Below are 23,418 nucleotides of genomic sequence, written 5' to 3'. Positions count from 1 at the left end.
CTGTGTAGTGGTACTCGGTACTACAAAGTACTAGGAGATCGAAGAGGAACCACGATGGACGACCTGACGGAGATGCTGAAGGGCACGCTTGAGGGCTGCGTGCTTGAAATCATCGGCGGCGAGGAGACCTACGGGTACGCCATCACGCGTCGGCTGAACGAACTCGGCTTCGCCGACGTCGTCGAGGGGACCGTTTACACCATCCTGTTGCGGCTGGAGAAGAACAAGCTCGTCCAGGTGACGAAACGACCGTCCGGGCTGGGCCCGCCGCGCAAGTTCTATGCGCTCAACGACGCGGGGCGCGAAGAGCTCGCGAGGTTCTGGGCGAAATGGGAGTACGTCACATCACGGATCGACAAGCTCAAGGAGGGCGGGAGATGAACTTCTGGGAGGCCATGACAGGCAGCGATCTCACCAGGGACTGGAAGGCGTTCGAAGCCCGGGCCGCGACATTGCCGGCCGAATACCGGGCGGCGTGGGAAGAGATCAAGGGCCATCTTTTTCCCTACGGGGACTTCTCAGGTCGCAACCTGATGCCGATCCTCGACAGCGCCCTGGGGCTGCTCGAAGAGACAGCGGCCGATGAGCAGAGCATTCACGAGGTGCTGGGTGACGACATCGCGGGCTTCTGCGCGGCGCTGGTCGGCGGAGAAGGGGCTCGGGGCTATCGCGACCGGTGGCGCGAGCAGTTGAACAGGAACGTCGCAAGGAAACTGGGCCGGCTAGGAGGCTGACGTGGGCATCCAAGACATCATCGAGGGCAAGAAGCAGTGGCGGGCGCACATGGCGCGGGTCAAGGCGCTCCCGCCGGACTACCGGATCGTCTACAAGGAGATTCAGAAGTACCTCTTCAAGGTCGGACCGATCGACTTGTTTGACGGGTCCCTGCTCACCGGGATCGTCGATTTCTTCGAGGAGGGCGTCGCGGCCAACAGGGGAGTCCTGGAACTCATCGGCAACGATGTCGCCGCCTTCTGCGACGACCTGATCAAGGACTCGCGCACCTACGCGGACATCTATCAGGAGTCCATCAGCGGGGAATCCGGCACGGCCGAGAAGTAACACCCGTCGACCGGTGCCAGGCGGAGTTCTTCGGGCCCCTGGCCATCGACAGCCCGCTTGCCGCCGCGCGCGCCGAGTGGCGCCGCTTGTCTCCCGCCGAAGCCGGCGTCGCGGTCGCCCGCGGCGCTCGGCTGGTGGACACCCGCCCGCGCGTCCAGCGGGCGGCCGACGGTGAGATCCCGGGCCCGGGAGGGCTCTGTGGACGCCCAATCGCCCCTAGGGAGGCGCACCAGGCCGCGGCGGATCGGGCCTGCCGCGGTGTTGTGTCAGCGTCCGTGTCAGCACGGCAACGGGCTGGTATCAGCGCATTCGGCGATGGTGGACGCCATGAACAGTTCAGCGAACGCACTTGTGATCGCGGGGCGGGCGCTTCCGCCTCGTCCGCGACGATCGAACTCTCCAGTGAGCCGGCGGAGCCCGTCTTCGCCTAAGGGATGACGGACTCGCTCACGAACAGCGATCAGGCCGCCCGCACCCACACGCACAATCCTCCGCTATTCGGTGTTGTTAAGTACTAGTAGTCAGTGCTACTTTGTACTGGTAGCCAGCACCGCTAAGTAGCCGCCCGGGGATCTACGAGCGGAACCGCTTCGCCACTGCCATCGAGCGCGCCGCCGGCGAGAACACCACGACAAAGGACAGGACAGACTGATGACGACACAGCAAGCTGCGGCGATCCAGGTGCAGGGCCTGGAGAAGGCGTACAAGGAGCTGCGGGTGCTACGCGGCGTGGACTTCGACGTGGCGCGGGGCAGCATCTTCGCCCTGCTCGGCTCCAACGGGGCCGGCAAGACCACGGTCGTGAAGATCCTGTCCACGCTGCTCAAGGCCGACGCGGGGACGGCACGGGTGAACGGCTTCGACGTCGCCACCCAGGCCGCGGACGTACGCGAATCGATCAGCCTGACCGGGCAGTTCGCCGCCGTCGACGAGATCCTCAGCGGGCGGGAGAACCTCGTGCTGGTCGCCCGGCTGCGGCATCTCAAGAAGCCCGGCGAGATCGCCGACGACCTGCTCGCCCGCTTCTCGCTCACCGACGCGGGCGGACGCAAGGTCGCGACGTACTCCGGCGGCATGCGCCGGCGCCTGGACATCGCGATGAGCCTCATCGGGAACCCGCCGGTCATCTTCCTCGACGAGCCGACCACCGGCCTCGACCCCCAAGCCCGCATCGAGGTCTGGCAGGCCGTCAAGGAGCTCGCCGCCCGCGGCACAACGGTGCTGCTCACCACGCAGTACCTGGACGAGGCCGAACAACTCGCCGACCGGATCGCGATCCTCCACGAAGGCCGGATCATCGTCAACGGCACCCTGGACGAGCTCAAGCAACTGCTCCCACCCGCCAAGGTCGAATACGTCGAAAAGCAGCCGACCCTCGAGGACGTCTTCCTCACCCTCGTCGGCACGAAGGCATAAGGAACAAAAATGAGCAAGCATTTCTTCACCGACACCACCGTCCTGCTGGGACGATCCCTGCGCCACATCACGCGCAGCCCGGACACCATCATCACGACCGCGATCATGCCGATCGCCATGATGCTGATGTTCGTGTACGTGTTCGGCGGCGCGATCAGAACAGGGTCGGATTCGTACGTGAATTACATGCTGCCCGGCATCCTGCTCATCACGGTCGCCTCGGGCATCGCCTACACCGCATACCGGCTGTTCATGGACATGAAGGGCGGCATCTTCGAGCGCTTCCAGTCCATGCCGACCGCGCGCTCGTCAGTGCTGTGGGCGCACGTGCTGACCTCGCTGGTCGCCAATCTGATCTCGCTCGTGGTCGTGACGCTCGTCGCCCTGCTCATGGGCTTCCGCTCGGGGGCGGGAGTGCTGGCGTGGTTGTCGGTGGCGGGCGTCCTGATCCTGTTCACCCTGGCGTTGACCTGGATCGCCGTCATCCCCGGCCTGTCGGCCAAGACCATGGAAGGCGCCAGCGCCTTCTCCTACCCGCTCATCTTCCTGCCGTTCCTCAGCTCGGCATTCGTGCCCACCGACACCATGCCCGGCCCGCTGCGCGTCTTCGCCGAGAACCAGCCGGTGACCTCCATCGTCAACGCCATCCGCGCCCTGTTCGCCCAGCAGCCGGTCGGCACCGACATCTGGATCGCCCTCGGCTGGTGCGTCGGCATCCTCGTCGTCGCCTACGCCTTCGCCATGAACACCTACCGCCGCAAGATCTCCTAGGCCACGTGCGGCAGCCGCTGCTCCTCTCGGAAGCCAGTTGGCGGGAGTCCACGCGGGTGGTCTCACCATCTCGTCACGGCGGTCGGCCACCTCCACCGGAGAAGCGTCTCCCTGGACAGAGGCCGGCCCCGTGTGGCGGTTGGGGCCCACCGTGCTTGCCGTAAAAGAGCTGTAAAAGCGGAAGTCAGCCGTTGAGTGCGGCGGAGAGGGTTACCACCGCGCTGACCAGGAGGGCCGCCAGCACCACCTTGCGGAAGCGCTCCGGATCGATGCGGCGGAAGACCGCGTTTCCGGCGAACCACCCCAGCTGCACGATCGGCAGGCCCACCACGCCGATCCAGATCGACTGGGTGTTCACCTCGCCGGCCACGGCGAATCCGACCAGACTGAGCACGCTGGTGCCGGCGAACACCACCGAGAGGGTGGCGCGGAACTTCGTGGGGTCGTAGCCCATACCCTGGAAGGCGGCGACCATCGGCGGCCCATTGGTGCCGGTCGAGGTGGAGAGTGCGCCGGAGATGAAGCCGACTCCCACCAGTACGGGAACATTCCCCGGCACCTTCACCCGCCGCCACACCATCACCGTGCAGCCCAGGACTCCGACCCCGATGAGGGCCGTGAGCACTCGCTCCGACGTCACTCCATACACCCAGAGGCCGAGCGGCATGCCGAGCACAATGCCGGCCATGGCGATCATGGCCACCTTCCACTCGGCGTGGTGACGCTGACGCACGGCGATCGTGACGGTCATGGCCAGGGCGGACATCGTCGTGGCGACCACCGCTGTATGAGGGTCGACCGTGAGGGCCAGTAGGGGAGTGGCGACGAGGGCGTACCCGAATCCGGTCACCGCGTGCACTGTTGAAGCGATCAGGATAATCACGGCGGCAGCTAGCAGCGTGGACACCTGCCACACTTTGCCATGATCTACTGAAATGAACCAGTATTCTCGGAAAATTTGCCTCTGGCGGTTGATGTTGCGATATATGGAGACTGTCCGGGATGGGGTAGTTACACGTTGGTAAATGGTTGGCCCTTGTACTTCGTCACTTGTCAATAGGAGCGAATGAAATGGGTGGTCAGGAGCCTGCGAGCTACATTGTCAGCCCGGCACTCGATGGTGGCCAGGCCGTCATCTTCGTTCCCGGTCTGGGCGGCCGGACGAAGTTCGTGGAGCGGTGGAACGAGCCGGGCCGGGAACCTGTCGTCCGCCGGGCCACCTGGAGCGAGCCGATGAATGTGCCCTCCGTTGACGAGCGCGGCGCGGCGCTCGCGGCCCTCATCGCGGACTCTGGCGCCACGGATGTCGTGCTCGTGGGCCACAGTATGGGCGCTCTGGTCTGCCTGGAGGCGGCCAAGCACCTGGAGCGACAGCTTCGCGGCATCGTCGTCATGTGCCAGTACCCGCCGCATCGCACGCCTGTCTCGCCTTTGGCGGAGCTGCCGGACCGGGCATTGGCCGAGGAGTTGGAGGCGCCGTCACACATCATGGAAACGGCGGCTCTCCCCGAGTACGCACGTCTCTGGCGGTCTGAATATCAGCTGCTCAATCGCTATCTTGAGACAGATTCGCGCCCGATGCTCAACGCGCCGATAATCGCGGTCGGTGCCAAGGATGATGCGAGCTCCTGGAACACCGAGTGCCTCAATGACTGGAGCCAGTACACGACGGAATGGCTGTCGGTCCACATGATCGACGGCGGCCACCAGATCGTCGAGCAATTGCCTCCCGAGACTCTTCACGAATGGGTCAGGAAGGTTCGTGGCTGAACGCCGCTATGACGACAGCCGGTGCAGTTCGGCGGCCAGCTCGGCCACCGTCGGGTGGTCGAAGATCACCGCGATGCCGACGTCCACGCTGAACGCCCTGCGGATCTCCTCGACCAGACCCACCGCGGCGAAGGAGTCGCCGCCCAGCTCGAAGAAGTCCTCGTCGGGGCGGACCGACTCCACACCGAATTCGGCGCACCACATCTCCATCAGTCGAGCCTCGAGCGACGCCTCGTCCGATGGTGCTCCATCCGAGACCCGCTCGGGCGCACGTGCCATGGCCGTCGGTTGTTCGGCGGCGTCGGCGGCGTCGGCGGCGTCTGGCATGTCCTCGGGGGAGTTCTTCAGGACCGAGTCTTCCCCCGACATGGTGATCGCCACTTGCCTGTGGCTGGGGCGACCCAGGAGGCGCAGCAGCATGCCGACCCCGGTCGCGGGCGTGATCCCGTCGTCGGGCGACGACTGGGCATCGGCGCCTCGCTCTTCACGAGAAGTCTCGGGGGCGACCATGGATTCGTCGACGCGGCGCATCGTGAAGCCCCTGACCTCGACGGCGACGTCACCGCCGGCCGTCAGTACGTCGATGTCCGCCACGATCGTGTCCGAACCGCTCGGGCGTCGGCGGATATGGCTGTAGGCGAGCCCCGGTATCGGTCGGTGCACCACGATCGACTGGTACGCGAAGGGCGCGTGCGGAGGCTCAAGGTCAGGATCCCGCGCCAGCGACACCGCCGCGTCCAGAAGGGTGGGATGCAGCGCGTGCTCATCGAGCTCATGGCCGAACGCCTCGGGAAAGGTGAGTACGGCGAGCTTCGTGCTGATGTCCTCTCCCGAGGTCCAGATCTCCTCTCCCGGCCATCGCGGCCCGATGGTGAACAGCCGGTTCTCAGCGTCGTTCACGGGTATCCGCCGCTCGGGCAGCGACGCGCGCAGCCCGTCCAGGTCCACCGTGTCCGCCCCGGCGTCCACCAGCAGGATCTCCCCCGTCGTGTGGACGCGGTAGCCGTCAAGGGAGTCGGGGGAGAGCGGCGCGGTGCGAACGGTGAATCGCCAGAGGTCCTCGTGCGGTTCGAAGCCGACCTCGAGTGACACGGGCTCCGGGGTGGTGATCGGCTTCCGGAAGACCATGTGGCGCAGCTGCGCGGGCCGCCCGTTCGGGCGATCGATCGCCTCGTGGAAGGCGCGCAGGACGAAGTCGACCTGGGCCGTGCCCGGCAGTACCGGTACGCCGTCCATACGGTGTTCGTCCAGGATCGGATAGTTCTCGGCCGACAGCGGGGTCGACCACCAGCGCACATCCGATGGCGCGTCTTGCGGTGGCCGCCCTTGACGGGCAGCCATACCGACCTCGGCCCACGAGGGCCAGTTGATGGTCATCGAGGCGCAGCCTGCCAAGGGCTGCCGGCGTACCACCGCATCGAGGAAGGCGTTCGCCGCGGCGTAGTCGGCGCCGCCGACCAAGCCCCTGAGCGCCGCGCGGCTGGAGAAGGCCACGAAGAAGTCGAGGTCCGCCCGGCCTTGCAGCACCTCGACCAGCGCCAACGTACCGTGGACCTTTGGCGCGAGCGTTCGCGACACCTGCTCCCGCGTCCGGAACTGGAGCATGCCCCCTCCCGCCACGCCGGCCAGATGGAAGACGCCGTTGATCCCCCCGAAGGAGTCCGACGCCTGGTCGATCACCCGCCGCAGCGCGTCCACGTCGGTCACGTCGCATGCCTCGACGCGGCACTCGGCGCCGAGAGCCCGGATCTCGGCGAGCTCGGCGTCGTGTCCGTCTGTCACATGGCGGCCCAGCAGCAGCAACCGTGGTTGCAGACCGGTGTCCGCCAGGCCACGCGCCACGGCCAGACCGAGGCCGCCCAGCCCGCCGGTGATGACGTAGGCACCCCTGTGACGCAGGTCGACAGGGCCCGCACCGTCAGGGACGAACTCCCGCTCACCGGGCACCCAACGGCGATCCCCCCGCAGGGCGACGATCTCGGATCGCTTCCGGCCGCACAGCTCCGCGACCAGCCGCTCGTCGGTCACGCCGCCCTGGATGTCGATGAGCTTGCACATGGCGCGGGGGTTCTCAAGGATGTAGCTCCGCAGGAGTCCGAGCAGCATGGCTCGCACCGGGTGCACGGTCTCGCCGCCCGTCACGTCCGCGGACAGCTCGGTGACGACCAGGACGTCGCGAGCGCGCTTGTCGGGCGCCCGTCGCGCCGCTTCCTGCAGCAGCTCGACGATTCGCTGGAAACCGGTGTCGATCTGGTGGTCGATGTCGCTCAGGTCGGGTTCGGCCAGGCCGCCGCCGAGCTGCGTCGCGTCGATGATGAGCTCCGGGTATCGCTGCGAGTCTCTCAGCTCGTCCAGCAGCCGGACGACGTCCGCTTCGTGGCGGGGACGGATCACGAACTCCGAGCCCCGAGCTCCCGAATAGGAGGCACCGTGCCGTACCAGCAACGCGTCATCCCACCCAGCCTTGCCGAGCAGGGCGACCAGCTCGGCGGCTCGTCGCGCGTCGTCGGGCAGGAATACCAGTGGCCGGTCCCAGACGTCGGTGTGCCCGGCCGACTCGGCCTCCACCCACGTGGGCAGACGGAACACCGCACGGCCCGCTGGTTCCCGCGCCTCGTGGACGGGCGCGGGGCCGCTCGGAGACTCGATCCAGTACCGCTCGCGCTGGTACGGGTAGCCCGGCAGAGGTACGCGTTCACCCGTCGCGGCCAGCGCCGACCAGTCCACATCAGCGCCCAGGGTCCACAGCCGGGCCAGCGCGTGAAGGAACGAGGCGCGTTCGGTGGCACCCTTGGACGGCCCGCTCGGGAGCGTCGGCACCGTCAAATGCCGCTTGGCGCGTACCTGAGGATGTGAGCGCGCCAGGGTGGTGAGCGTCCGCCCGGGGCCCACCTCTACCAGCACCCGGTCACCGTCGGACAACACGGCCTCAAGCGCCTGCTTGAACAGGGCGGGTTGGGTGAGCTGCCGGCTCCAGAAGTCCACGCCGCTCACCAGGCCGCCAGTGGACGCGGAGTAGAGCTTCCACCGAGGACGACGTAACTCGATACCGTCGAAGGCCGGCCGCGCGCCTCCGGGTGACTCGCCCATCGCTCGGGCTCGGGCGCTCACCAGCCGTACCGCTTCCGGGAGGGTGAACACCTCGGCGAGCGTGGCGGCCGCGAACTCCCCGATGCCGTGGCCGAGCAGCGCGTCCGGCTCGATGCCCAACGCCAGCCACAGCCGCCCCAGCGCGTACTCGACGCTGAAGAGCGACGGCTCTTCCGGCGCCCGCTCCCAGACCTGCCGCTGGGGCAGGCCGCAGGCATCGAAGAGAGCGAAGCACTCGTCGAGTGCCTCACTGAACGCTGGTTCGGTGCGATAGAGCTCCGCCGCCATGTGGGCGTGCTGCGCCCCTTCGCCCGGGAACAGGAACACGGTGCTTCGGTCTGCCTGCTCCTCCGGGGTGACGATTCGCCGCCCGTGGTCACGCACGGCATTGGCCGCGTCGGACATGCTCTCGACCACCACAGCGCCTCGCACCGGGTGCGGCGTGCGCCCCTGCCGCAGCGTGAACGAGACGCTGGAGAGCGGGTCCGCGCTCTCCTTGAAAGATTGGGCAAGCTGCTCCGGGTACGCCTCGGCCGCGGACGGCGTCCGTCCCGACCACACGATCAGCTGCGTGGGCTCCGGAGCCGGGTCGACCGTACGGGTCGGCGCCTCTTCGAGGATCGCGTGCGCGTTCGTGCCACCGATGCCGAACGAGCTGACCCCCGCCAGGCGTCGCCGGCCGGCCGATCGAGGCCAGGGCCGCAGCGTGTCGTTGACGAAGAACGGTGAGTTCCCGAGCTCGAGGAACGGGTTCACCTCCGCGAAGTTGACGCTCGCGGGGATCTGCTCATGATCGAGCGACAGCGCCGCCTTGATCAGCGACGTGATCCCTGACGCGTGACCCAGGTGGCCCACATTTCCCTTGATCGATCCGATGGGACACCGCCCGGGCGCGAGTCCCGACGTCGCCCGAGCGCTGAACGCCTTTCTCAGCGCCGCGATCTCGATGGCATCACCCAGCCGAGTCGCGGTGGCGTGTGCCTCCACGTACCCGATGTCCTCGGGACCCACGTCGGCGAGCTCCATGGCTCTCAGCACGACCTCCGCCTGCCGATCGGCACTGGGCGCGGTGAAGCCGACCTTGTTCGCGCCGTCGTTGTTGACGGCCACGGCCCGGATCACCGCGGTGATCCGATCGCCGTCGGCCATGGCGTCGGCGAGCCGCTTGAGCACCACGACGCCGACGCCGCTGCCGAAGATCGTGCCGGTGGCCGCCGCGTCGAAGGGGCGACAGTGGCCGTCCCGGCTCAGCGGGCCGTCCTGGGCCCACCAGTAGCCGTGACCGACCGGGAACTCGACGTCGGCACCGCCGGCCAGAGCGACGTCGCACTCGTGGAGCCGGAGCGCGTTCACGGCGAGCTGTACGGCCACCAGGGAGCTCGAACACGCGGTCTGCACGGTCATGCTGGGGCCGTGCAAGTTCAGCTTGTACGAGACCAGCGTGGACGCGCTGTCGGGGTTGTTCCACATGCCGGCCGCCATGCCGGTGGCACTCCGGAGTGCCTCAAGGTTTCCGAGGACGCGGCCGACCCCGTAGCGGTTCGCGGCGACCGACGAGAACACGCCTGCCCTACCGAGCCTCAAGGCGTCATAACCGGCGTTCTCGACAGCGGCGTGCGAGGTCTCCAGGTACAGCCGTAGCTGCGGGTCGCACACCTCGGCCTCACGCCGGTTCAGGCCGAAGAACCCGGCGTCGAACAGGTCGATGCCCTCAGGCTCGGCCACCGCCCGCACGTATGCCTGGTCGTCCAGCGCTTCCCGCGACACGCCGCTCGACCGGAGCTCGTCCTCGGACGGGAAGCGCACCGCCTCCTCGCCGGCCACGAGGTTCCGCCAGAGCCGCTGGGTGTCGACCGCTCCCGGGAAACGACCGGCCATCCCGATGATCGCGATCGGCTCAACGAGGTTGCCCATATCGTCCGTCCTCCGATTCGCTTGCTGCCGCTCCATACGAGGAGCGAGCCGTCGCGGGGTCAGGACACGTCGTCCAGGTTCTCCCGCAGGTAGTTGGCAAAGGCATTCAGGGTGGGACAGCGAAAGACCAGCAGGGGAGAGATCTCCGTTCCGAGCTGTACGGAGAGCTCCGACACGAACCGCATGAGGGACATCGAGGTGAAGCCGGCCTCGAAGAAGCCGTCGTCAGGGTCGATCCGGTCGTCGCTCCGGCCTTGGCCGAGAGCGGACCGCGCGCTCTCGTGAAGCACCTCCCACAGCGTCGCCGCCCGGTCTTCAGCCTGCGCGGCGTCCACGACCGCCGGTTCGTCCGGCGATGAGGCACGCACCTCGATGCTCGAGGGCACGACCGCGGGGTCCAGGTGGTCGTGGAGCGCCGCACGAAGCTCGTCGCCGTCGATCGCCGTCGTGGAGCTCCGTACGACGGTCAGGCGTACGGATCCGACTCCGCTGCTGTCTTCGACGAACGTCGCCACCGCTTCGGCGACACCGGCGACCAGCGCGGCCGCGCCCTCGATCTCGTCCAGCTCCACCCGCGTGCCGTTGACCTGGACCTGCCGGTCCGCCCGCCGTAGGAAGCACATCGAGCCGTCCGGTAGCCGACGGACGATGTCGCCGGTGTCGTACCAGCGGCCGTTAGGGCCGGTAGTCAGCAGCGGGGTCCCGTCCGTGTAGCCGAGTGCGCAGGCGGCGGCTTCCACGTGCAGTCGGCCTTCCGTACTCTCACCGTCGGACGCGTCGATGGGAACGATCTTGACCACGGCATGGTCGAGCGCGCGTCCGATGGGAACCGGGTCCTCGCTCGCCACCCCCTTACCGGGCGGCACCTGGTGCACGCACACGACCTGCGGCGTCTCCGACGCGCCGTAGCAGTTGGCGATGGTGGCCTGTGGGGCGAACCGTGCCGTCGACCGCAGCGCCGCTGCCGTGAGCCGGGCCCCCACCGAGCAGACCAGCCGCAGGCTGTCGACGGGAAGCAGCGACGAGCCCGCCATGAGCTGGAGGAGGACCGGCGAGCCCTGGAGCACGGTGATGGAATGCTTCGAGAGCCAGGCCGCCAGCAGCCGGGGATCCGCGGCCGTGCGACTGTCGGGAATGAACAACGTCGCACCGGTGAGCCAGGGTGCGATGAGCTCCCGCAGGCTCGGATCGTGGCCGGGTCTGCTGAGAAAGGCGATCCGATCGGATTCGTCCATGGGCAGTTCCTTGAAGAACGCCACACTGGCGGCCTCGAAGGCCGCTCGTCCGACGATAATGCCCTTGGGCCTGCCCGTCGTGCCGGACGTGAAGAGGATATGACTGACTCCTCCCACGTCCTCTTCGGTCTCTTCGTCCTCTCTGTCGAAACCATCGAGGCGCGCCGGTGACGGGACACCGTCGTCCAGGAGTTCCAGGCCGGCCGGGGCGGACGACGGTCCGAAGGTCGCCACGGCGCCAGTGGCCGTCAATGCTCCACGCACCCGCTCGGCACCCCAGTCTCCCAGGATCGCCGGGACGGCTCCCGCGCTCCAGAGCCCCACGATCCGCGCGACGAACTCCGGGCTCCGGTCCGCCGGCACGCCCACCACGCGGCCCTTCAGATGGTGACCCCGTACGACGCCGCTGATGTCCTCGCTGAGCGCGGCGACGTCGCCGAAGGTGATGCCACGATCCTCGTGAACCAGGGCGACCCTGCTCAGGTCACGAGGCACCCGTCCGAGAAGCCCCGGCGGGACAGCGCTGGTGGCGGTGTTGGTCGCAGTGTTGGTCGCGGTGTTGGTCGCGGTGTTGGATGTGGTGCTGGTCGTCGTTCTGGTCGTGTCACGGACGGGGCCGGCCGGCTCGTCCACTCGGCTCACGCTAACCTCCCTCGCGGGCATGACGTCCAGCCCGTCGGATCGATGTTGCGTTCACAGCAGCTCATCCCACGCCGAGTGAAAGTACCTGGGGTGAGCGCTGCGTAGTTCGCGCCAGTGCTGCCTGCGGTTCTCCGCCGGCGTGGTGTCGATCTGGCCGTCGGTGCCACCTCCGGTCGCCGCCCACGCCAGGTGCATCAGCGGGAGCACGGCCGAACCACGCCGGGCCTTGCCCAGCTCCGCCCCGGCGCCGGTGACGACTCTCGACAGCCCCACCGAATAGGCGTACTTGATGGGTTCGTAGACCACCGCGTTGAAGTAGACGAACGGGTCCGGCGCCGCACCGTCATCGTCGTTGTCGAGACGCCCGAAGTCGGTCACGTACAGCCGGTCATGCCAGCGGCACATGACTCCAGCACCGACGAGACGACCCCGCACACGGCACAGCATGGCCATCGACGAGGCGTCTCCCAGCGCGGACGAGTACGCGGACAGGCGTCGCGTGACCGCCTCCACGCTGTACGCCATCCCGTACTTGGCCCGCACGTTCACGATCATCGGCGCGATGGTCGTGATGGCTTCACGGAGAGGTACGGTCTCGGTCGCACAGTCCTTGGCGAAGAGCCCGACCTCCCTGCGGACGCTGGTGCGGGTGTTCCGTGGCAGCGTCGCCAGGTAATCCTCGAAGTCCCCGCCGGGGAGCTTCAGTTCAGTCTGTGCGACGCTCGCCAATCGGTGATGGTCTCCGTCGCCGACGACCGGAGCGAGGTCTCTCCACGCGGCGGAGTCGAGGAACAAGAAGAAGGTGTACGGGAGCCCGCGCTCGACCGCGACGGCGCGGGCGGCATCCCTAAGTGCGTGCAGGACCATTGTCCTGGTCGAAGTCGGCAGGGTGCGGTCCACGATGAGCCGCGTACTGAATCCCGCGCACGAACCGGCCAGCAATCCCAGCCGGCCGTCGAGCGAACTCGCGGCGTGCAGCAGGTCTTGGAAGTGGAGCTCCGGCCAGTACAGGTAGTCACCACGACTGGGGAGCGAGTCATAGAGGGGAAAGGCACCGACGATTCGCGGGTGCCCAGATTGTCGGGCGATCAGGTACATGATGGGCCCGTCACCGGATCGCTCAAGAGCCGTCAGCCACGCACGACTCTGGAACATGTCCCGCGGGTCCGCGACGTCATCCCACACACACCCGGCGACGTCGTTCAACGAGGGCACGCGCTCGACCGTCACGAGCCCGGCCGCTTCGGGTGACATTTCCGGAATTTCCTGATGTTTCATCGAAACCCGGCAGTCATACCGTCACCTGGCCCCGTGATGGAGCCATTCGCGCAGGTCTGGCTCCGCGAGCTCGGCTATCCGACGGTCGTAGTGTGCTCGATCCTCATCGGTGAGGAACTGCTGCCATTGGCCCGACTTACCACTGCGGAAAAAGCGTTTGTGATCGCGGATGTAGCCCAACTGCTCGTCGGGTGCGAGTTCATCGGCGCGATTGCGCATCTGCTGGAACGTGGCGGCCTCGACCAGTTCCGGCCACTTGCTCTCGTCGATCTCGATGCCGAGCCGTTCGGCGAGCCGTCGCATCTGGCCGGCGAGATCATTGGAGAGGTCGGCGTAGTGCAGCAGAATGACATTCGGCTCCGCGCGGCGAACCCATGCGCGGCTCTGCGTCCAGATCAGCGCACGCAGCGAGTCGAGATTGTCGTACGGCGAGTCGTCGTTGTCCACCCAGCGTAATAAGTACTCCCGTTCGTCGAGGAAGTCCCTCTCGTCATGATCGTCGACCTGAACGTCAGTCGCCGCGTTTCCGGGGTGGGCGGCCTGATGGATCAAGCGACGAATCACGTCACGCTTGAGATTCTTGCCGTGGCTACGCAGGGAGATGGCCACATCGCGCGGGTCTCGCCCCACCGTGATGTAGGTGACCTGCGGGTCGACCGGGATGCCGTCGAGCGGAATGTGGGTTTTGATGAAACGGCGGTGTTGCTGCGCGGCGAGGTTGTCCCAAACCTCCTGTTTCGGACGTACGAGCATGTCGATCCACGGTGAGAGGCTCGACAGTGGAGCGGGTAGCTGCGGCGTCTGGAAAATCAGGAGCGCGCAGATCGTCTGGGTCCAGGTGGTGCCGCATTTGGCCGGCGAATTAATGACAATATCGCCTGGCCGGAATTCGAACGCGTCCCACCGGGAGCTGTCTTCCATCGGTGTGAGGTAACGGACTGGATGCGTCGTCATCAACGTGAGTTTAATCACATTATGCGAGTTAAGGAAGGTATGTGATTGCCTGTGTGCATTCAGTGATAATAATGCGCAAATTGATGACATTTCCGATCTGGCTGCAGGGGAATTCCAGCAACAACAAATCCCCTGGTAAGACGTGTGCTATTTATCTGACGGCTCACCCGCTGCGCAGGGAATAGGCGGTCACACTCTTGGGCAGGTCGGCGACGCGTGACAGGGCGCCGGTGCCGATGTTCCAGCCGAGCAGCCTGTCCCCGCTCTCGACGATCACCGTGTCCTGGCCGATCCAGCCGCGCACGGGGCACCCGCCCTTCCCGCACCTCCTGCCGGCAGAATCACCCCAGGGCAGGAGCAGCGTCCTGACCACCCGTCCCGTGGCGATGTCGGCCACGACGGCCACATCGGCTTCCTCCGCCCGGTCGTGGTCGGCGAACGCGGACCTGGCGACGAGGCCGCCGCGCTGCCATCCGTGGTTGCCCGGGACGCCCACGGGCATGCTGCCCTTGTCGGTGATGTCCCGGACGTTCAGCGCCACCTCCGACCCGCCCTCCTGGATGACCGTCCAGCCGCCTTTGGCGGGCGAGACGATCCTGAGGTCGCGGTAGCCCGCGACACCCGTGAATCCCTTGTACGGCTGCCGCCGCGCCTTCCCCGTGGCCAGGTCGAGCAGGTAGTTCGCCTTCTCCTGCTCGACGAGGAGTTGCTCGCCGCGCCAGAGCACCATCTCGTTGAACCCCGGCACCGGGTAGCGCCTGGCCTGGCCGATCACGAGGTCGACGACGACCACCTCGTCCTTCTGCGGGAAGGCGGCCATCGTCCCGTCGGGGGCGAGCGAGTTGGGCTTCAGCGGCGTCCCGCCGTTGCCGGCCGAGTCCACGGAATCGCCCAGCTTCACATCGAGCGGGATCCGCCCGCCGGATTTCATGATGTAGATCCGCCCGTCGCCGAACTCGGCCAGCGCCAGGACGGGCCCGGAAACGGTGGTCACGACGGGGATGTCGGCCCACCTCTCCGGCAGCGCGGTCGCCAGCGTGGGCAGCCCCGCCTCATCGCTGGGCGGCGGAGCCGTGTCCATGGGGGGAGTCGGCGGGATCGTGGGCGTGGGTGTGGGCGTGACGCTGGGATACACGGTGACGCCGCGCTCGACCGGCTCCGGAGACACGACGATCCCCACCACGACGAGCACAGTGACCGTCGCGGCCGCCGCGAGCACCGTCCACCGGCGGCGAGTACGGCTCCGCGTGCCCTGCCGCCACAGCTCGCCCGCGCGGGACGACCCCTCAGGCAGAGTCTCGGCCAGATCATGGAACAGCTCCCGCAGCCCCTGGTCGGTCATATCAACACCTCTTCCAGCTCGGGAGCGACCTCGCGTAACCGCTTCAGGGCCGCGTGCGTCTGGCTCTTGACCGTCCCGGACGAGACCCGGAGGATCGCCGCGACCTCCCCGACCGGCAGGTCCTCGTAGAAGCGCAGCACCAGCACCGCCCGCTGTTTCACCGGCAGCCTGGCCAGCGCGCGGGCGAACACCACCTTCAGGTCCGACGCTTCCGAGGTGTCGTGATCCGCCTGCTCGGGCGGCTCTCCGTAGGCGAATTCCCGTCGCCGCCGCCACGTGGACGCCACGTCCCTGTACAGGGTGGTACGTACGTAATTGACCGGGTCGGTATGTACTTTCGACCAGCGGCGCGCCAGCTTGATCAGGGCATCCTGGAGTACGTCCTCGGCCAGATGCCTGTCACCGCTGATGAGGATGGCGGCACGCAGCAGCCGCGGGTGCCAGGCGGCGACGAAGGCCTCGAACGCCTCGGAATCCGTCATATAGACAAGACGCCCGAGAGGGGATGAACGGTTGGGGCTTCTACGAAATCAGCAGTTGCCGAAGGGGCCCGCTCTGAGGAGCGGGCCCCTATGGACGTTGGACGTCAGCGGTTGGGAGACAGGCCCAGCTGAAGGCCCTTCAGGCTGCTGGAGCGCTTGCTCAGCCCGGCGGCGATCGTGCGGAGCTCGGCCGCGGCCGGAGAATCGGGGTCCGTCAGGACCAGCGGCTTGCCCTCGTCCCCGCCCTCGCGGAGGCGCAGGTCGATGGGCACCTGGCCCAGAAGAGGCACCCGAGTCCCCAGCGTCCGGGTCAGAGCGTCGGCCACCGTCTGGCCGCCACCCTCGCCGAAGACCGAGATGCGCTCGTCGCAGTGCGGACACGGCAGCCAGGCCATGTTCTCGATGACGCCGGCGATCTGCTGGTGCGTCTGCGCGGCGATCGAGCCCGCCCGCTCGGCCACCTCGGCGGCGGCCATCTGCGGGGTGGTGACCACGAGGAGTTCGGCCGACGGCAGCCGCTGTGCCACCGAGATGGCGATGTCACCGGTGCCCGGCGGCAGGTCGAGCAGCAGGACGTCGAGGTCGCCCCAGTAGACGTCGGCGAGGAACTGGTGGAGCGCGCGGTCGAGCATCGGCCCGCGCCAGACCACCGCGCTGTTGCCCTCCGGCTTGAACATGCCCACTGAGATGACCTTGATGTCATGCGCCACCGGCGGCATGATCATGTCTTCGACCTTGGTGGGGCGCTCCGAGGCGCCGAGCATGCGCGGGACGCTGTGGCCGTAGATGTCGGCGTCGACGATGCCGACCTTGAGCCCGTTGGCGGCCATGGAAGCGGCCAGGTTGACGGTGACGGACGACTTGCCGACCCCGCCCTTGCCGCTGGCCACCGCGAAGACACGGGTCAGCGAGCCCGGCTGGTTGAAGGGGATCTCCTTCTCGGGGCCTCGATCGCCGCGCAAGGTGGTCTGGAGCTTCTTGCGCTGCTCGGTGCTCATCACGTCGAGCTCGATCTCGACGCCCGTGACACCCTCGAGTTTGGTCACCGAAGTGGCGACGTCGCGACGGATCGTGTCCTTCATCGGACATCCGGCCACGGTGAGGTAGACACCCACGCGAACGACACCGTCGGCACCGATGTCGATGCTCTTGACCATACCGAGATCGGTGATCGGGCGACGGATCTCGGGGTCGATGACGGTGGCTAGAGCGGCCGTCACCTGTTCCTGTGTTGGTGCCATCTAAGTCTCGGCACGAGGGAGTGCCGTCCCTCCTTAGTCGTATATGTGTGACCTGGCGCTGCACGCCGGTGAGGATGCCCCTCCATCGTATGAACCAGGGACCCCGTGCGGATAATCCGTGCTGTTTAGGTGTCCGTGCAACGTTCTAAGGTTACTCCGTGACTCTTCTGCGTGACGAGGGCCTCGCCACCGGCCGCACCACCGGCCCCACCGGCCTCACCGGCCTCACCGCCGAGGAGCTGGCGGTCTGGCGGATGCTGCAGCGAGCTCAGGTGCACATCACCCGCCATCTGGAGGCCGAGCTGCTCGTGGCCCACGGCCTGCCGCTGGCCTCCTACGACGTGCTGACGCAGCTGGCCGAGGCGCCGGACCGGCGACTGCGGATGAACGACCTGGCCGGCCGGGTGCTGCTCTCCCGCAGCGGCCTGACCAGGCTCATCGACCGGCTCCAGCGTGACGGCCTGGTGGCGCGCGAGGCGTGCGCGAGCGACGCGCGGGGGCTGTTCGCGGTGCTGACGGACCGTGGCGCGGCCCGGCTGACCGAGGCCACCCCCACTTACCTGCGCGGAATCAGATCCGAGTTCCTCGACCTGCTGGGGGCCGGCGAGATCCGCCTGGTCCGCGAGATGCTCGCCAAACTGCCCATCACCGCCGCTCCCTGAGCGGCCGCCACCCGTTCTTCGCGGGCTCACCGCCGCTCCCTGAGCGCTGCCGCTCCTTAAGCGCCGCCGCGCTCATTGCCGGATCTCGAGTTGAGCTCCTCCGCCAATCGCTGGAGCTCCGAGCGGAGATAGTCCCGGGTGGCCACCTCGCTGATCGCCAGCCGGAGCCCGGCGATCTCGCGGGTCAGATATTCGACGTCGGCCTGGTTGCGGTCGGCCGCCGCCCGGTCCTGCTCGTACTGGACGCGGTCCCTGTCGTCCTGCCGGTTCTGGGCCAGCAGGATCAGCGGCGCGGCGTACGACGCCTGCAGGGACAGGATGAGCGTGAGGAAGATGAACGGATAGGGGTCGAACCGCAGGCCGGCGGGCGCCAGAACGTTCCAGGTCACCCAGACCGCGACGAACGCCGTCATGTAGACGAGGAACCTGGCCGTACCGAGGAAGCGGGCGATCTGCTCCGACAGGCGGCCGAACGCCTCGGGGTCGTAGTGCGGGCGCAGTGAGCGGCGCAGCGCGCGTGGCTGGTCGAGGCGTTCAGTCGTCACGGTGTGCCCTCTCGCGCCAGTCCTTGGGAAGCATGTGGTCGAGTACGTCGTCGACCGTCACCGCGCCGACGAGCCTGCCCAGCTCGTTCACGACCGGCGCCGCCAGCAGGTTGTAGTTCGCCAGGTAGGAGGCGACCTCGTACACGGTCAGCTCCGGCCTGATCGGGTCGACCGAAGGGTCGATGGCCGAGCCGAGCAGCGTGGAGGGCGGTTCGCGCAGCAGCCGCTGGAAGTGGGCCATTCCCAGGTAGGCGCCCGTCGGCGTCTCGGTGGGCGGCCTGGTCACATAGACCTGCGCCGCGACGGCGGGCGCCAGATCCTTCTGCCGCATGTGGGCCAGCGCCTCGGCGACCGAGGCGGTGGGCGGCAGGATCACCGGCTCGCTGGTCATCATGCCGCCCGCGGTGTCGTCGGCGTAGGTGAGCAGCCGCCGTACGGGCGCCGCCTCCTGGGGCTCCATCAACGCGAGCAGCTGGGTGGCCTGCTCGCTGGGCAGGTCGTGCAGCAGGTCGGCGGCGTCGTCGGGGTCCATCGCCTCCAGTACGTCGGCCGCCCGCTCCACCTCCAGTGACCGCACGATGGCGATCTGGTCGTTGGGCGGCAGTTCCTGCAGGGTGTCGGCGAGCCGGTCGTCGTCGAGGGCGCGGGCGATCTCGATCCGGCGCTTGTCCGGCAGGTCGTGCAGGGCACTGGCCAGGTCGGCGGCCCGCATCGACTCGAAGGCGGCGATCAGCCCGGCGGCTCCCTGGTCCTTCTGCAGGACACCGAACCCCGACACCTCGCTCCAGTCGACGATCCTCGTCTCACGCCGCCGCCGGCCCCGGTAGACGGCCACCTTGGTGATCTGCCAGAACGACGGCTTCGTCTCCTCCATCGCCACGTCGTAGACGGTGACCGGCTCGCCGTCGAGCCGCACGGTGAGGTCGAGCATCTGGGCGATGACCAGCGTCTCGGTGTCGCGCTGCTCGAACCTGCGCATGTTCAGCCGGCCCGTGAAGACCACCGCGCCCGCTTCGATGCCGCGCACCCTGGTGATGGGCAGGAAGACCCGGCGCCGCGGCTGGATCTCGACCACCATGCCATGCACGCTCGGCGGATTGCCGTCGTGCGGCCCGACCACGACATCTCTGATGCGGCCGATCTGATCGCCCGCGGGGTCGAAGACCGGGGTCCCCGCCAGGCGGGCCACGAAGATCTTCACGTCAGCAGGCTAACAGTGCCCCTCCATTGCGCTCCGGATGCCTGACATGTCAGTATCAAAAGTCGATTACGGTGATTACGAAGTTGGGGTTGATCGTGAAGTACCCAGGGCTCGCGCTGGCTTTCGTGTCCTCGTGCTGTTTCGCGTTCTCGGGCCCGATGGCCAAGTACCTGATCGCCGCCGGACTGGCCCCGATCGAGGCGGTCTGGACGCGCATGGCGGGCGCCGGCGTGCTCATGGTGGTCGTATTGGCCCTGGTCAAGCCGCGCGCCCTGCGGATCCCGCGGTCACGGCTGCCGTTCTTCGCCATGTACGCGATCGTGGCGGTGGCCGCGGTTCAGTCACTGTACTTCGTGGCCATCACGCGGCTGCCGGTGGGGATCGCGTTGCTGCTGGAGTTCATGGCGCCGGTGATGGTGGTGCTCTGGGTACGTTTCGTCCGCCGGGTACGGCTGGCCCGCGCGGCCTTCGCCGGCGCCATAACCGCCGTCGTCGGCCTCGCGATCGTCGTGGAGGCATGGCAGGGCCTGCGACTCGACGCCCTGGGCCTGCTCCTCGGCCTGCTCGCCGGAGCCTGCTGCGCGGGCTACTTCCTGATGAGCGACAGCTTCGGCGACGACGTGGACCCCCTCGGCCTGATCGGCTGGGGCCTGATCGGGTCGGCCGTGATCCTGGTGCCCTTCGCCCGCCCGTGGAACATCCCGTGGGACGCCTTCACCCGGACCGTCACCCCCTCGGCGGGCGCGCACACCTTGCCGGTGCTCGGGGCGTACCTGTGGATGGTCCTGATCGCCACGGTCGTCGCCTACATCCTGGGCGTGAACGCGGTCCGGCGACTGACGGCGGCGGTGGGCGCCACGGTGGCCTCACTGGAGGTCATCGGCGGGGCGGTGGTGGCGTGGGCGCTGGTGGGGGAGACGCTGGGAGTGTTCCAGATCGTGGGCGGGCTGATCGTCCTCACCGGCGCCCTCCTCGCCCAGACCGCAACCGAACAACGACCGGAACCGAGCACGAAGCCCAGCCCGGACGACCTTGAGCAGCCGGTCGGCGTGGTGTGAGTTTCGGCTTTTAGTGCGGCGTGAGCTTTACGGCAGTGCGAGCTCTGGCGCCGTGCGAGAGCAGAGCGGCGTGCGAGCGTTAGCGGCGGGTGAGCTTCAGTACGGTCGACTCGCGCGCCCAGCGGTCGGTCAGGTGCTCGCTGTCGGGCGCGTTGAGCCGCTCTTTGGCCAGCGCGGCGACGGCCTCAGGCTCCGCCGCCTGATCCACCACCCGGACCTCGGCCTCGAAGTCGGCCAGCCTGGCGCCGTTGTCCTTGCTGCGCAGGATGACCTGGACGGTGTCAAGCCCCTCGATGCCCGGCAACTGCTGCTCGCCGCCGCCCGTGACGAGGTAGATGGCACCGTCGTGCCAGGCATGCCAGGCTAGGCGCGGGCGATCGAGGGTGAGCCAGAGGACGCCGGACTTCTTCGCGCCCTCTTCGATGGCCGCGGATATGTCGCTCACGCCTCGACTGTACCGGGGTGGTAGGCGCTTCGGTGGCGCCGATCAAGGCATGACGCATCCGCAGCCGCACCAGCGCCTTGACGTCTTTGTCCAGCTGATCGCCAGAGATGCCGAACTTCTTCAGCATCGCCCGCAGGTCGCACCTCCACGCTGATGCGCGGCCCGTACTTCGGCTGTCGAGAGCGGTCGCGCCCCTCATTGCGCAGGTCCGCGGCCACGGCCTTACGCGCCGAGGGCGGCGGTCAGGTCGAGCTCGACGAGTTGGCCGGCGAAGCCGAGCTGGGCAACCCCCAGCAGCGTGCTCGCGGTGGTGAAGGCGGCGGCGAGGGGTGAGTCGAGCAGACGCTGCCATACTCCGCCGAGCGCGGTGGTGTCTTGGCTCACCACCACATAGATGACCGAGCGGACCACCTGCTCGGGGCGGGCGTTCACGGTCGCGAGCGCGGTCAGGGCGTTGGCGACGACCTGGTCCACCTGGGCGTCCAGATCTCCTTCGCCGACCAGGGCGCCGGTCACATCCAGCGGACACTGTCCGGCCAGGAACGCTGTCCGCCCGGCCTCGACCACGGTGATGTGGCTGTAGCCGGGAGTCTTGTGCAGTTCGTCGGGGTTCAGGCGGGTGATCGTCATGCGGAGATTGTGGCGGTTCCGGGGTCGGCGGATCATCTGGTTTGTTTCAGCGCCTCGCGAAGGTCTCGAAGGGGGCTTCCGTCTCCCGACTGACCGGGGGGATGTCGGTGGCGCGAGCCGCCACCTTCCGCAGGGAGCGAGCGCACGGACCCTCCGGCCCTCCGGCCCTCAGGGAGCGCACGGACCTCTGGCAGAACGTCCACGCACCCTGCGGCAGAACGCCCACGCACTCAGCGGCAGAACGTCCATGGATCATCCGGCAGAACGCCCACGCACTCAGCGGCAGAACGCCCACCGATCTTCCGGCAGACCGCCCACACAACTGCATTCAACTGCGGTAACGTGCGGAGCGTGATGGATTCGTCTCTGTTCCCGCGACGCGCCGAGGCAATGGCACTCGAAGCGCTGGCGGACACGCGAGTCGTCGTTGTGAACGGCGCTCGGCAAGTGGGCAAGAGCACGCTGGCGAGCTTGATCGCCGCGCAGGCGGACAATGCCCGCCAGCTCTACCTGGACGATCCAGCGATCCTGGCCGCAGCCGAGGAGGATCCCGTCGCCTTCGTCCAGCACGACGGCCTTCTGATGATCGATGAGATCCAGCGCACCCCGCAGCTACTCCTGCCGATCAAGCACGAGGTTGATCGGCATCCACGTGCGGGCCGTTTTCTTCTCACCGGTTCAGCACGCCTGCTGGGCCTACGTGATCTCCCGGACGCTCTGCCCGGGAGGACGGAGACCATCGAGTTGTGGCCACTGTCCCAAGGAGAGATCGACAGCGCTCCGGACGGATTCGTGGACCATGTCTTCACTCATGGCGCCGATGTCGCCATGGACCCCTCCCCACTCCATAAGGCTGACTACGTGGATCGCGCACTGCGCGGTGGCTACCCGGAGGCGGTCCGGAGGGATCCTGGACGCAGGCGCAACAGGTTCTTCGATTCCTACATCACCGACCTGGTCACCCGTGATGTGCGCCAGATCTCCGACATCGAACGTCCAGCGGAGATGCGCAGGCTGCTCAGCGTCATCGGGGCTCGGATGGGCGGATTGGCCGTGGTCCAGTCGATCGCCGGCGACGTAGGGCTTCCCAGGGTGACGCTCTCGCGCTATCTGGATCTCCTGGAATTGATCTTCGTCATCAAGCGCATACCGGCCTGGTCGTCGAATCTCACCACCCGCGCCATCTCCACCCCCAAACTGATCGTCACAGACAGCGGGCTGGGCGGTCGGCTCATCGGCATGTCGCCTGAGCGCGCCAGGGATGTCACGGCGCCAGTCGGCCCACTGCTTGAGAATTTCGCGATCGGGGAGGTCGCCCGTCAGCTCACCTGGGCCAACGAATCCGTTCAGCTGTTCCACTACCGGGACCGCGACCAAATCGAGGTGGACATGGTCCTGGAGCACGCTTCCGGCGAAGTGATCGGCCTGGAGGTCAAAGCCGCGGAAACCGTGCGCGGTGATGACTTCCGAGGACTCCGCCACTTGGCCGACCGGCTTGGATCACGGTTTCGGGCGGGATTCGTCCTGTATACCGGCGAACAGAGCCTGTCGTTCGGTGAGAAGCTGAGAGCTTTGCCCATGTCATCGCTGTGGATGCTCGGCACCACAAGCCAATCGTGAATGCTCAGACTGCCGGCGCATCGACGCAGAGACATGGAACCCCCGACCGGCTTCGGCGGC

21 protein-coding genes are annotated in these 23,418 nt (G+C 67.5%); 9 read left to right on the top strand and 12 right to left on the bottom strand.

Features of this window, described 5'->3' with window-relative positions:
• Positions 1 to 54 precede the first annotated feature (54 nt).
• The 5 genes from ACGFJ2_RS34090 to ACGFJ2_RS34070 all read left to right on the top strand — a co-directional run bounded on the left by ACGFJ2_RS34090 (position 55) and on the right by ACGFJ2_RS34070 (position 3,249).
• Positions 55 to 381, top strand: a complete 327-nt coding sequence (locus ACGFJ2_RS34090; RefSeq protein WP_393475322.1) for a PadR family transcriptional regulator — start codon at positions 55 to 57, stop codon at positions 379 to 381.
• A complete protein-coding gene (locus ACGFJ2_RS34085) occupies positions 378 to 734 on the top strand; it encodes a DUF1048 domain-containing protein (protein ID WP_357944264.1) in 357 nt (118 codons plus the stop codon). The genes ACGFJ2_RS34090 and ACGFJ2_RS34085 overlap by 4 nt, the downstream gene beginning before the upstream one ends.
• Position 735: 1 nt before the next feature.
• Positions 736 to 1,062: a DUF1048 domain-containing protein gene (locus tag ACGFJ2_RS34080; RefSeq protein ID WP_393475319.1), complete on the top strand. Its 327-nt coding sequence runs from the start codon at positions 736 to 738 to the stop codon at positions 1,060 to 1,062.
• A 651-nt stretch (positions 1,063 to 1,713) separates the two neighbouring features.
• Positions 1,714 to 2,478, top strand: a complete 765-nt coding sequence (locus tag ACGFJ2_RS34075) for an ABC transporter ATP-binding protein (protein ID WP_393475316.1) — start codon at positions 1,714 to 1,716, stop codon at positions 2,476 to 2,478.
• A 9-nt stretch (positions 2,479 to 2,487) separates the two neighbouring features.
• Positions 2,488 to 3,249 carry an ABC transporter permease gene (locus tag ACGFJ2_RS34070; protein WP_357944271.1) on the top strand — a complete coding sequence of 254 codons (762 nt, stop codon included), beginning with the start codon at positions 2,488 to 2,490 and terminating at the stop codon, positions 3,247 to 3,249.
• Between the two features lie 184 nt (positions 3,250 to 3,433).
• Here ACGFJ2_RS34070 and ACGFJ2_RS34065 read toward each other — a convergent pair whose 3' ends face one another.
• Positions 3,434 to 4,132: a sulfite exporter TauE/SafE family protein gene (locus ACGFJ2_RS34065; RefSeq protein WP_393475312.1), complete on the bottom strand. Its 699-nt coding sequence runs from the start codon at positions 4,130 to 4,132 to the stop codon at positions 3,434 to 3,436.
• A gap of 188 nt (positions 4,133 to 4,320) precedes the next feature.
• Here ACGFJ2_RS34065 and ACGFJ2_RS34060 point away from each other — a divergent pair, with 188 nt between their 5' ends.
• Positions 4,321 to 5,019 (top strand): thioesterase II family protein, encoded by a 699-nt coding sequence (locus ACGFJ2_RS34060; RefSeq protein ID WP_393475309.1) that lies wholly within the window; start codon positions 4,321 to 4,323, stop codon positions 5,017 to 5,019.
• A gap of 6 nt (positions 5,020 to 5,025) precedes the next feature.
• On the opposite strand, the gene ACGFJ2_RS34055 is transcribed toward ACGFJ2_RS34060, so the two are convergent.
• From ACGFJ2_RS34055 to ACGFJ2_RS34025, 7 genes are all read right to left on the bottom strand, one after another.
• Complete coding sequence (locus tag ACGFJ2_RS34055; protein WP_393475306.1) at positions 5,026 to 10,023, bottom strand: SDR family NAD(P)-dependent oxidoreductase; 4,998 nt, start codon at positions 10,021 to 10,023, stop codon at positions 5,026 to 5,028.
• Positions 10,024 to 10,082: 59 nt separating this feature from the next.
• A complete protein-coding gene (locus tag ACGFJ2_RS34050; protein ID WP_393475303.1) occupies positions 10,083 to 11,900 on the bottom strand; it encodes an AMP-binding protein in 1,818 nt (605 codons plus the stop codon).
• A 51-nt stretch (positions 11,901 to 11,951) separates the two neighbouring features.
• Positions 11,952 to 13,154 carry a peptidogalycan biosysnthesis protein gene (locus ACGFJ2_RS34045; protein WP_393475300.1) on the bottom strand — a complete coding sequence of 401 codons (1,203 nt, stop codon included), beginning with the start codon at positions 13,152 to 13,154 and terminating at the stop codon, positions 11,952 to 11,954.
• A 45-nt stretch (positions 13,155 to 13,199) separates the two neighbouring features.
• Positions 13,200 to 14,132, bottom strand: a complete 933-nt coding sequence (locus ACGFJ2_RS34040) for a sulfotransferase domain-containing protein (RefSeq protein WP_357944285.1) — start codon at positions 14,130 to 14,132, stop codon at positions 13,200 to 13,202.
• Positions 14,133 to 14,295: 163 nt separating this feature from the next.
• Positions 14,296 to 15,474: a hypothetical protein gene (locus tag ACGFJ2_RS34035; RefSeq protein WP_393475297.1), complete on the bottom strand. Its 1,179-nt coding sequence runs from the start codon at positions 15,472 to 15,474 to the stop codon at positions 14,296 to 14,298.
• Positions 15,471 to 15,956 (bottom strand): SigE family RNA polymerase sigma factor, encoded by a 486-nt coding sequence (locus ACGFJ2_RS34030; RefSeq protein WP_357944289.1) that lies wholly within the window; start codon positions 15,954 to 15,956, stop codon positions 15,471 to 15,473. The genes ACGFJ2_RS34035 and ACGFJ2_RS34030 overlap by 4 nt, the downstream gene beginning before the upstream one ends.
• A gap of 104 nt (positions 15,957 to 16,060) precedes the next feature.
• Positions 16,061 to 17,197 carry an Mrp/NBP35 family ATP-binding protein gene (locus ACGFJ2_RS34025; protein ID WP_357944292.1) on the bottom strand — a complete coding sequence of 379 codons (1,137 nt, stop codon included), beginning with the start codon at positions 17,195 to 17,197 and terminating at the stop codon, positions 16,061 to 16,063.
• A 158-nt stretch (positions 17,198 to 17,355) separates the two neighbouring features.
• Between ACGFJ2_RS34025 and ACGFJ2_RS34020 the strand changes: the two genes are divergently transcribed.
• Positions 17,356 to 17,859: a MarR family winged helix-turn-helix transcriptional regulator gene (locus ACGFJ2_RS34020; protein WP_393475293.1), complete on the top strand. Its 504-nt coding sequence runs from the start codon at positions 17,356 to 17,358 to the stop codon at positions 17,857 to 17,859.
• 56 nt (positions 17,860 to 17,915) lie between these two features.
• Here ACGFJ2_RS34020 and ACGFJ2_RS34015 read toward each other — a convergent pair whose 3' ends face one another.
• Positions 17,916 to 18,404, bottom strand: coding sequence for a DUF1003 domain-containing protein (locus tag ACGFJ2_RS34015; RefSeq protein ID WP_357944296.1), 489 nt, complete (start codon positions 18,402 to 18,404; stop codon positions 17,916 to 17,918).
• Entirely contained in the window at positions 18,394 to 19,605 is a 1,212-nt protein-coding gene (locus ACGFJ2_RS34010; protein ID WP_393475289.1) for a magnesium transporter MgtE N-terminal domain-containing protein, read from the bottom strand. The genes ACGFJ2_RS34015 and ACGFJ2_RS34010 overlap by 11 nt, the downstream gene beginning before the upstream one ends.
• Positions 19,606 to 19,676: 71 nt before the next feature.
• On the opposite strand from ACGFJ2_RS34010, the gene ACGFJ2_RS34005 reads away from it, so the two are divergent.
• On the top strand, positions 19,677 to 20,663 hold the full coding sequence (locus tag ACGFJ2_RS34005) for a DMT family transporter (RefSeq protein ID WP_393475286.1): 987 nt from the start codon (positions 19,677 to 19,679) through the stop codon (positions 20,661 to 20,663).
• A gap of 79 nt (positions 20,664 to 20,742) precedes the next feature.
• On the opposite strand, the gene ACGFJ2_RS34000 is transcribed toward ACGFJ2_RS34005, so the two are convergent.
• Both ACGFJ2_RS34000 and ACGFJ2_RS33995 read right to left on the bottom strand, forming a co-directional pair.
• Positions 20,743 to 21,108, bottom strand: a complete 366-nt coding sequence (locus ACGFJ2_RS34000; protein ID WP_393475283.1) for a hypothetical protein — start codon at positions 21,106 to 21,108, stop codon at positions 20,743 to 20,745.
• A gap of 222 nt (positions 21,109 to 21,330) precedes the next feature.
• Positions 21,331 to 21,738 (bottom strand): RidA family protein, encoded by a 408-nt coding sequence (locus tag ACGFJ2_RS33995; RefSeq protein WP_393475280.1) that lies wholly within the window; start codon positions 21,736 to 21,738, stop codon positions 21,331 to 21,333.
• Between the two features lie 354 nt (positions 21,739 to 22,092).
• On the opposite strand from ACGFJ2_RS33995, the gene ACGFJ2_RS33990 reads away from it, so the two are divergent.
• The gene (locus ACGFJ2_RS33990; RefSeq protein WP_393476271.1) at positions 22,093 to 23,358 is read left to right on the top strand and encodes an ATP-binding protein; all 1,266 of its coding nucleotides are present in this window, start codon (positions 22,093 to 22,095) and stop codon (positions 23,356 to 23,358) included.
• Positions 23,359 to 23,418 lie beyond the last annotated feature (60 nt).

Source organism: Nonomuraea sp. NPDC049028, from assembly GCF_043197735.1.
Classification (GTDB): domain Bacteria; phylum Actinomycetota; class Actinomycetes; order Streptosporangiales; family Streptosporangiaceae; genus Nonomuraea.
The sequence above is the reverse complement of the archived record's forward strand: the minus strand, read 5'-3'. Positions and strand labels throughout refer to the sequence as shown.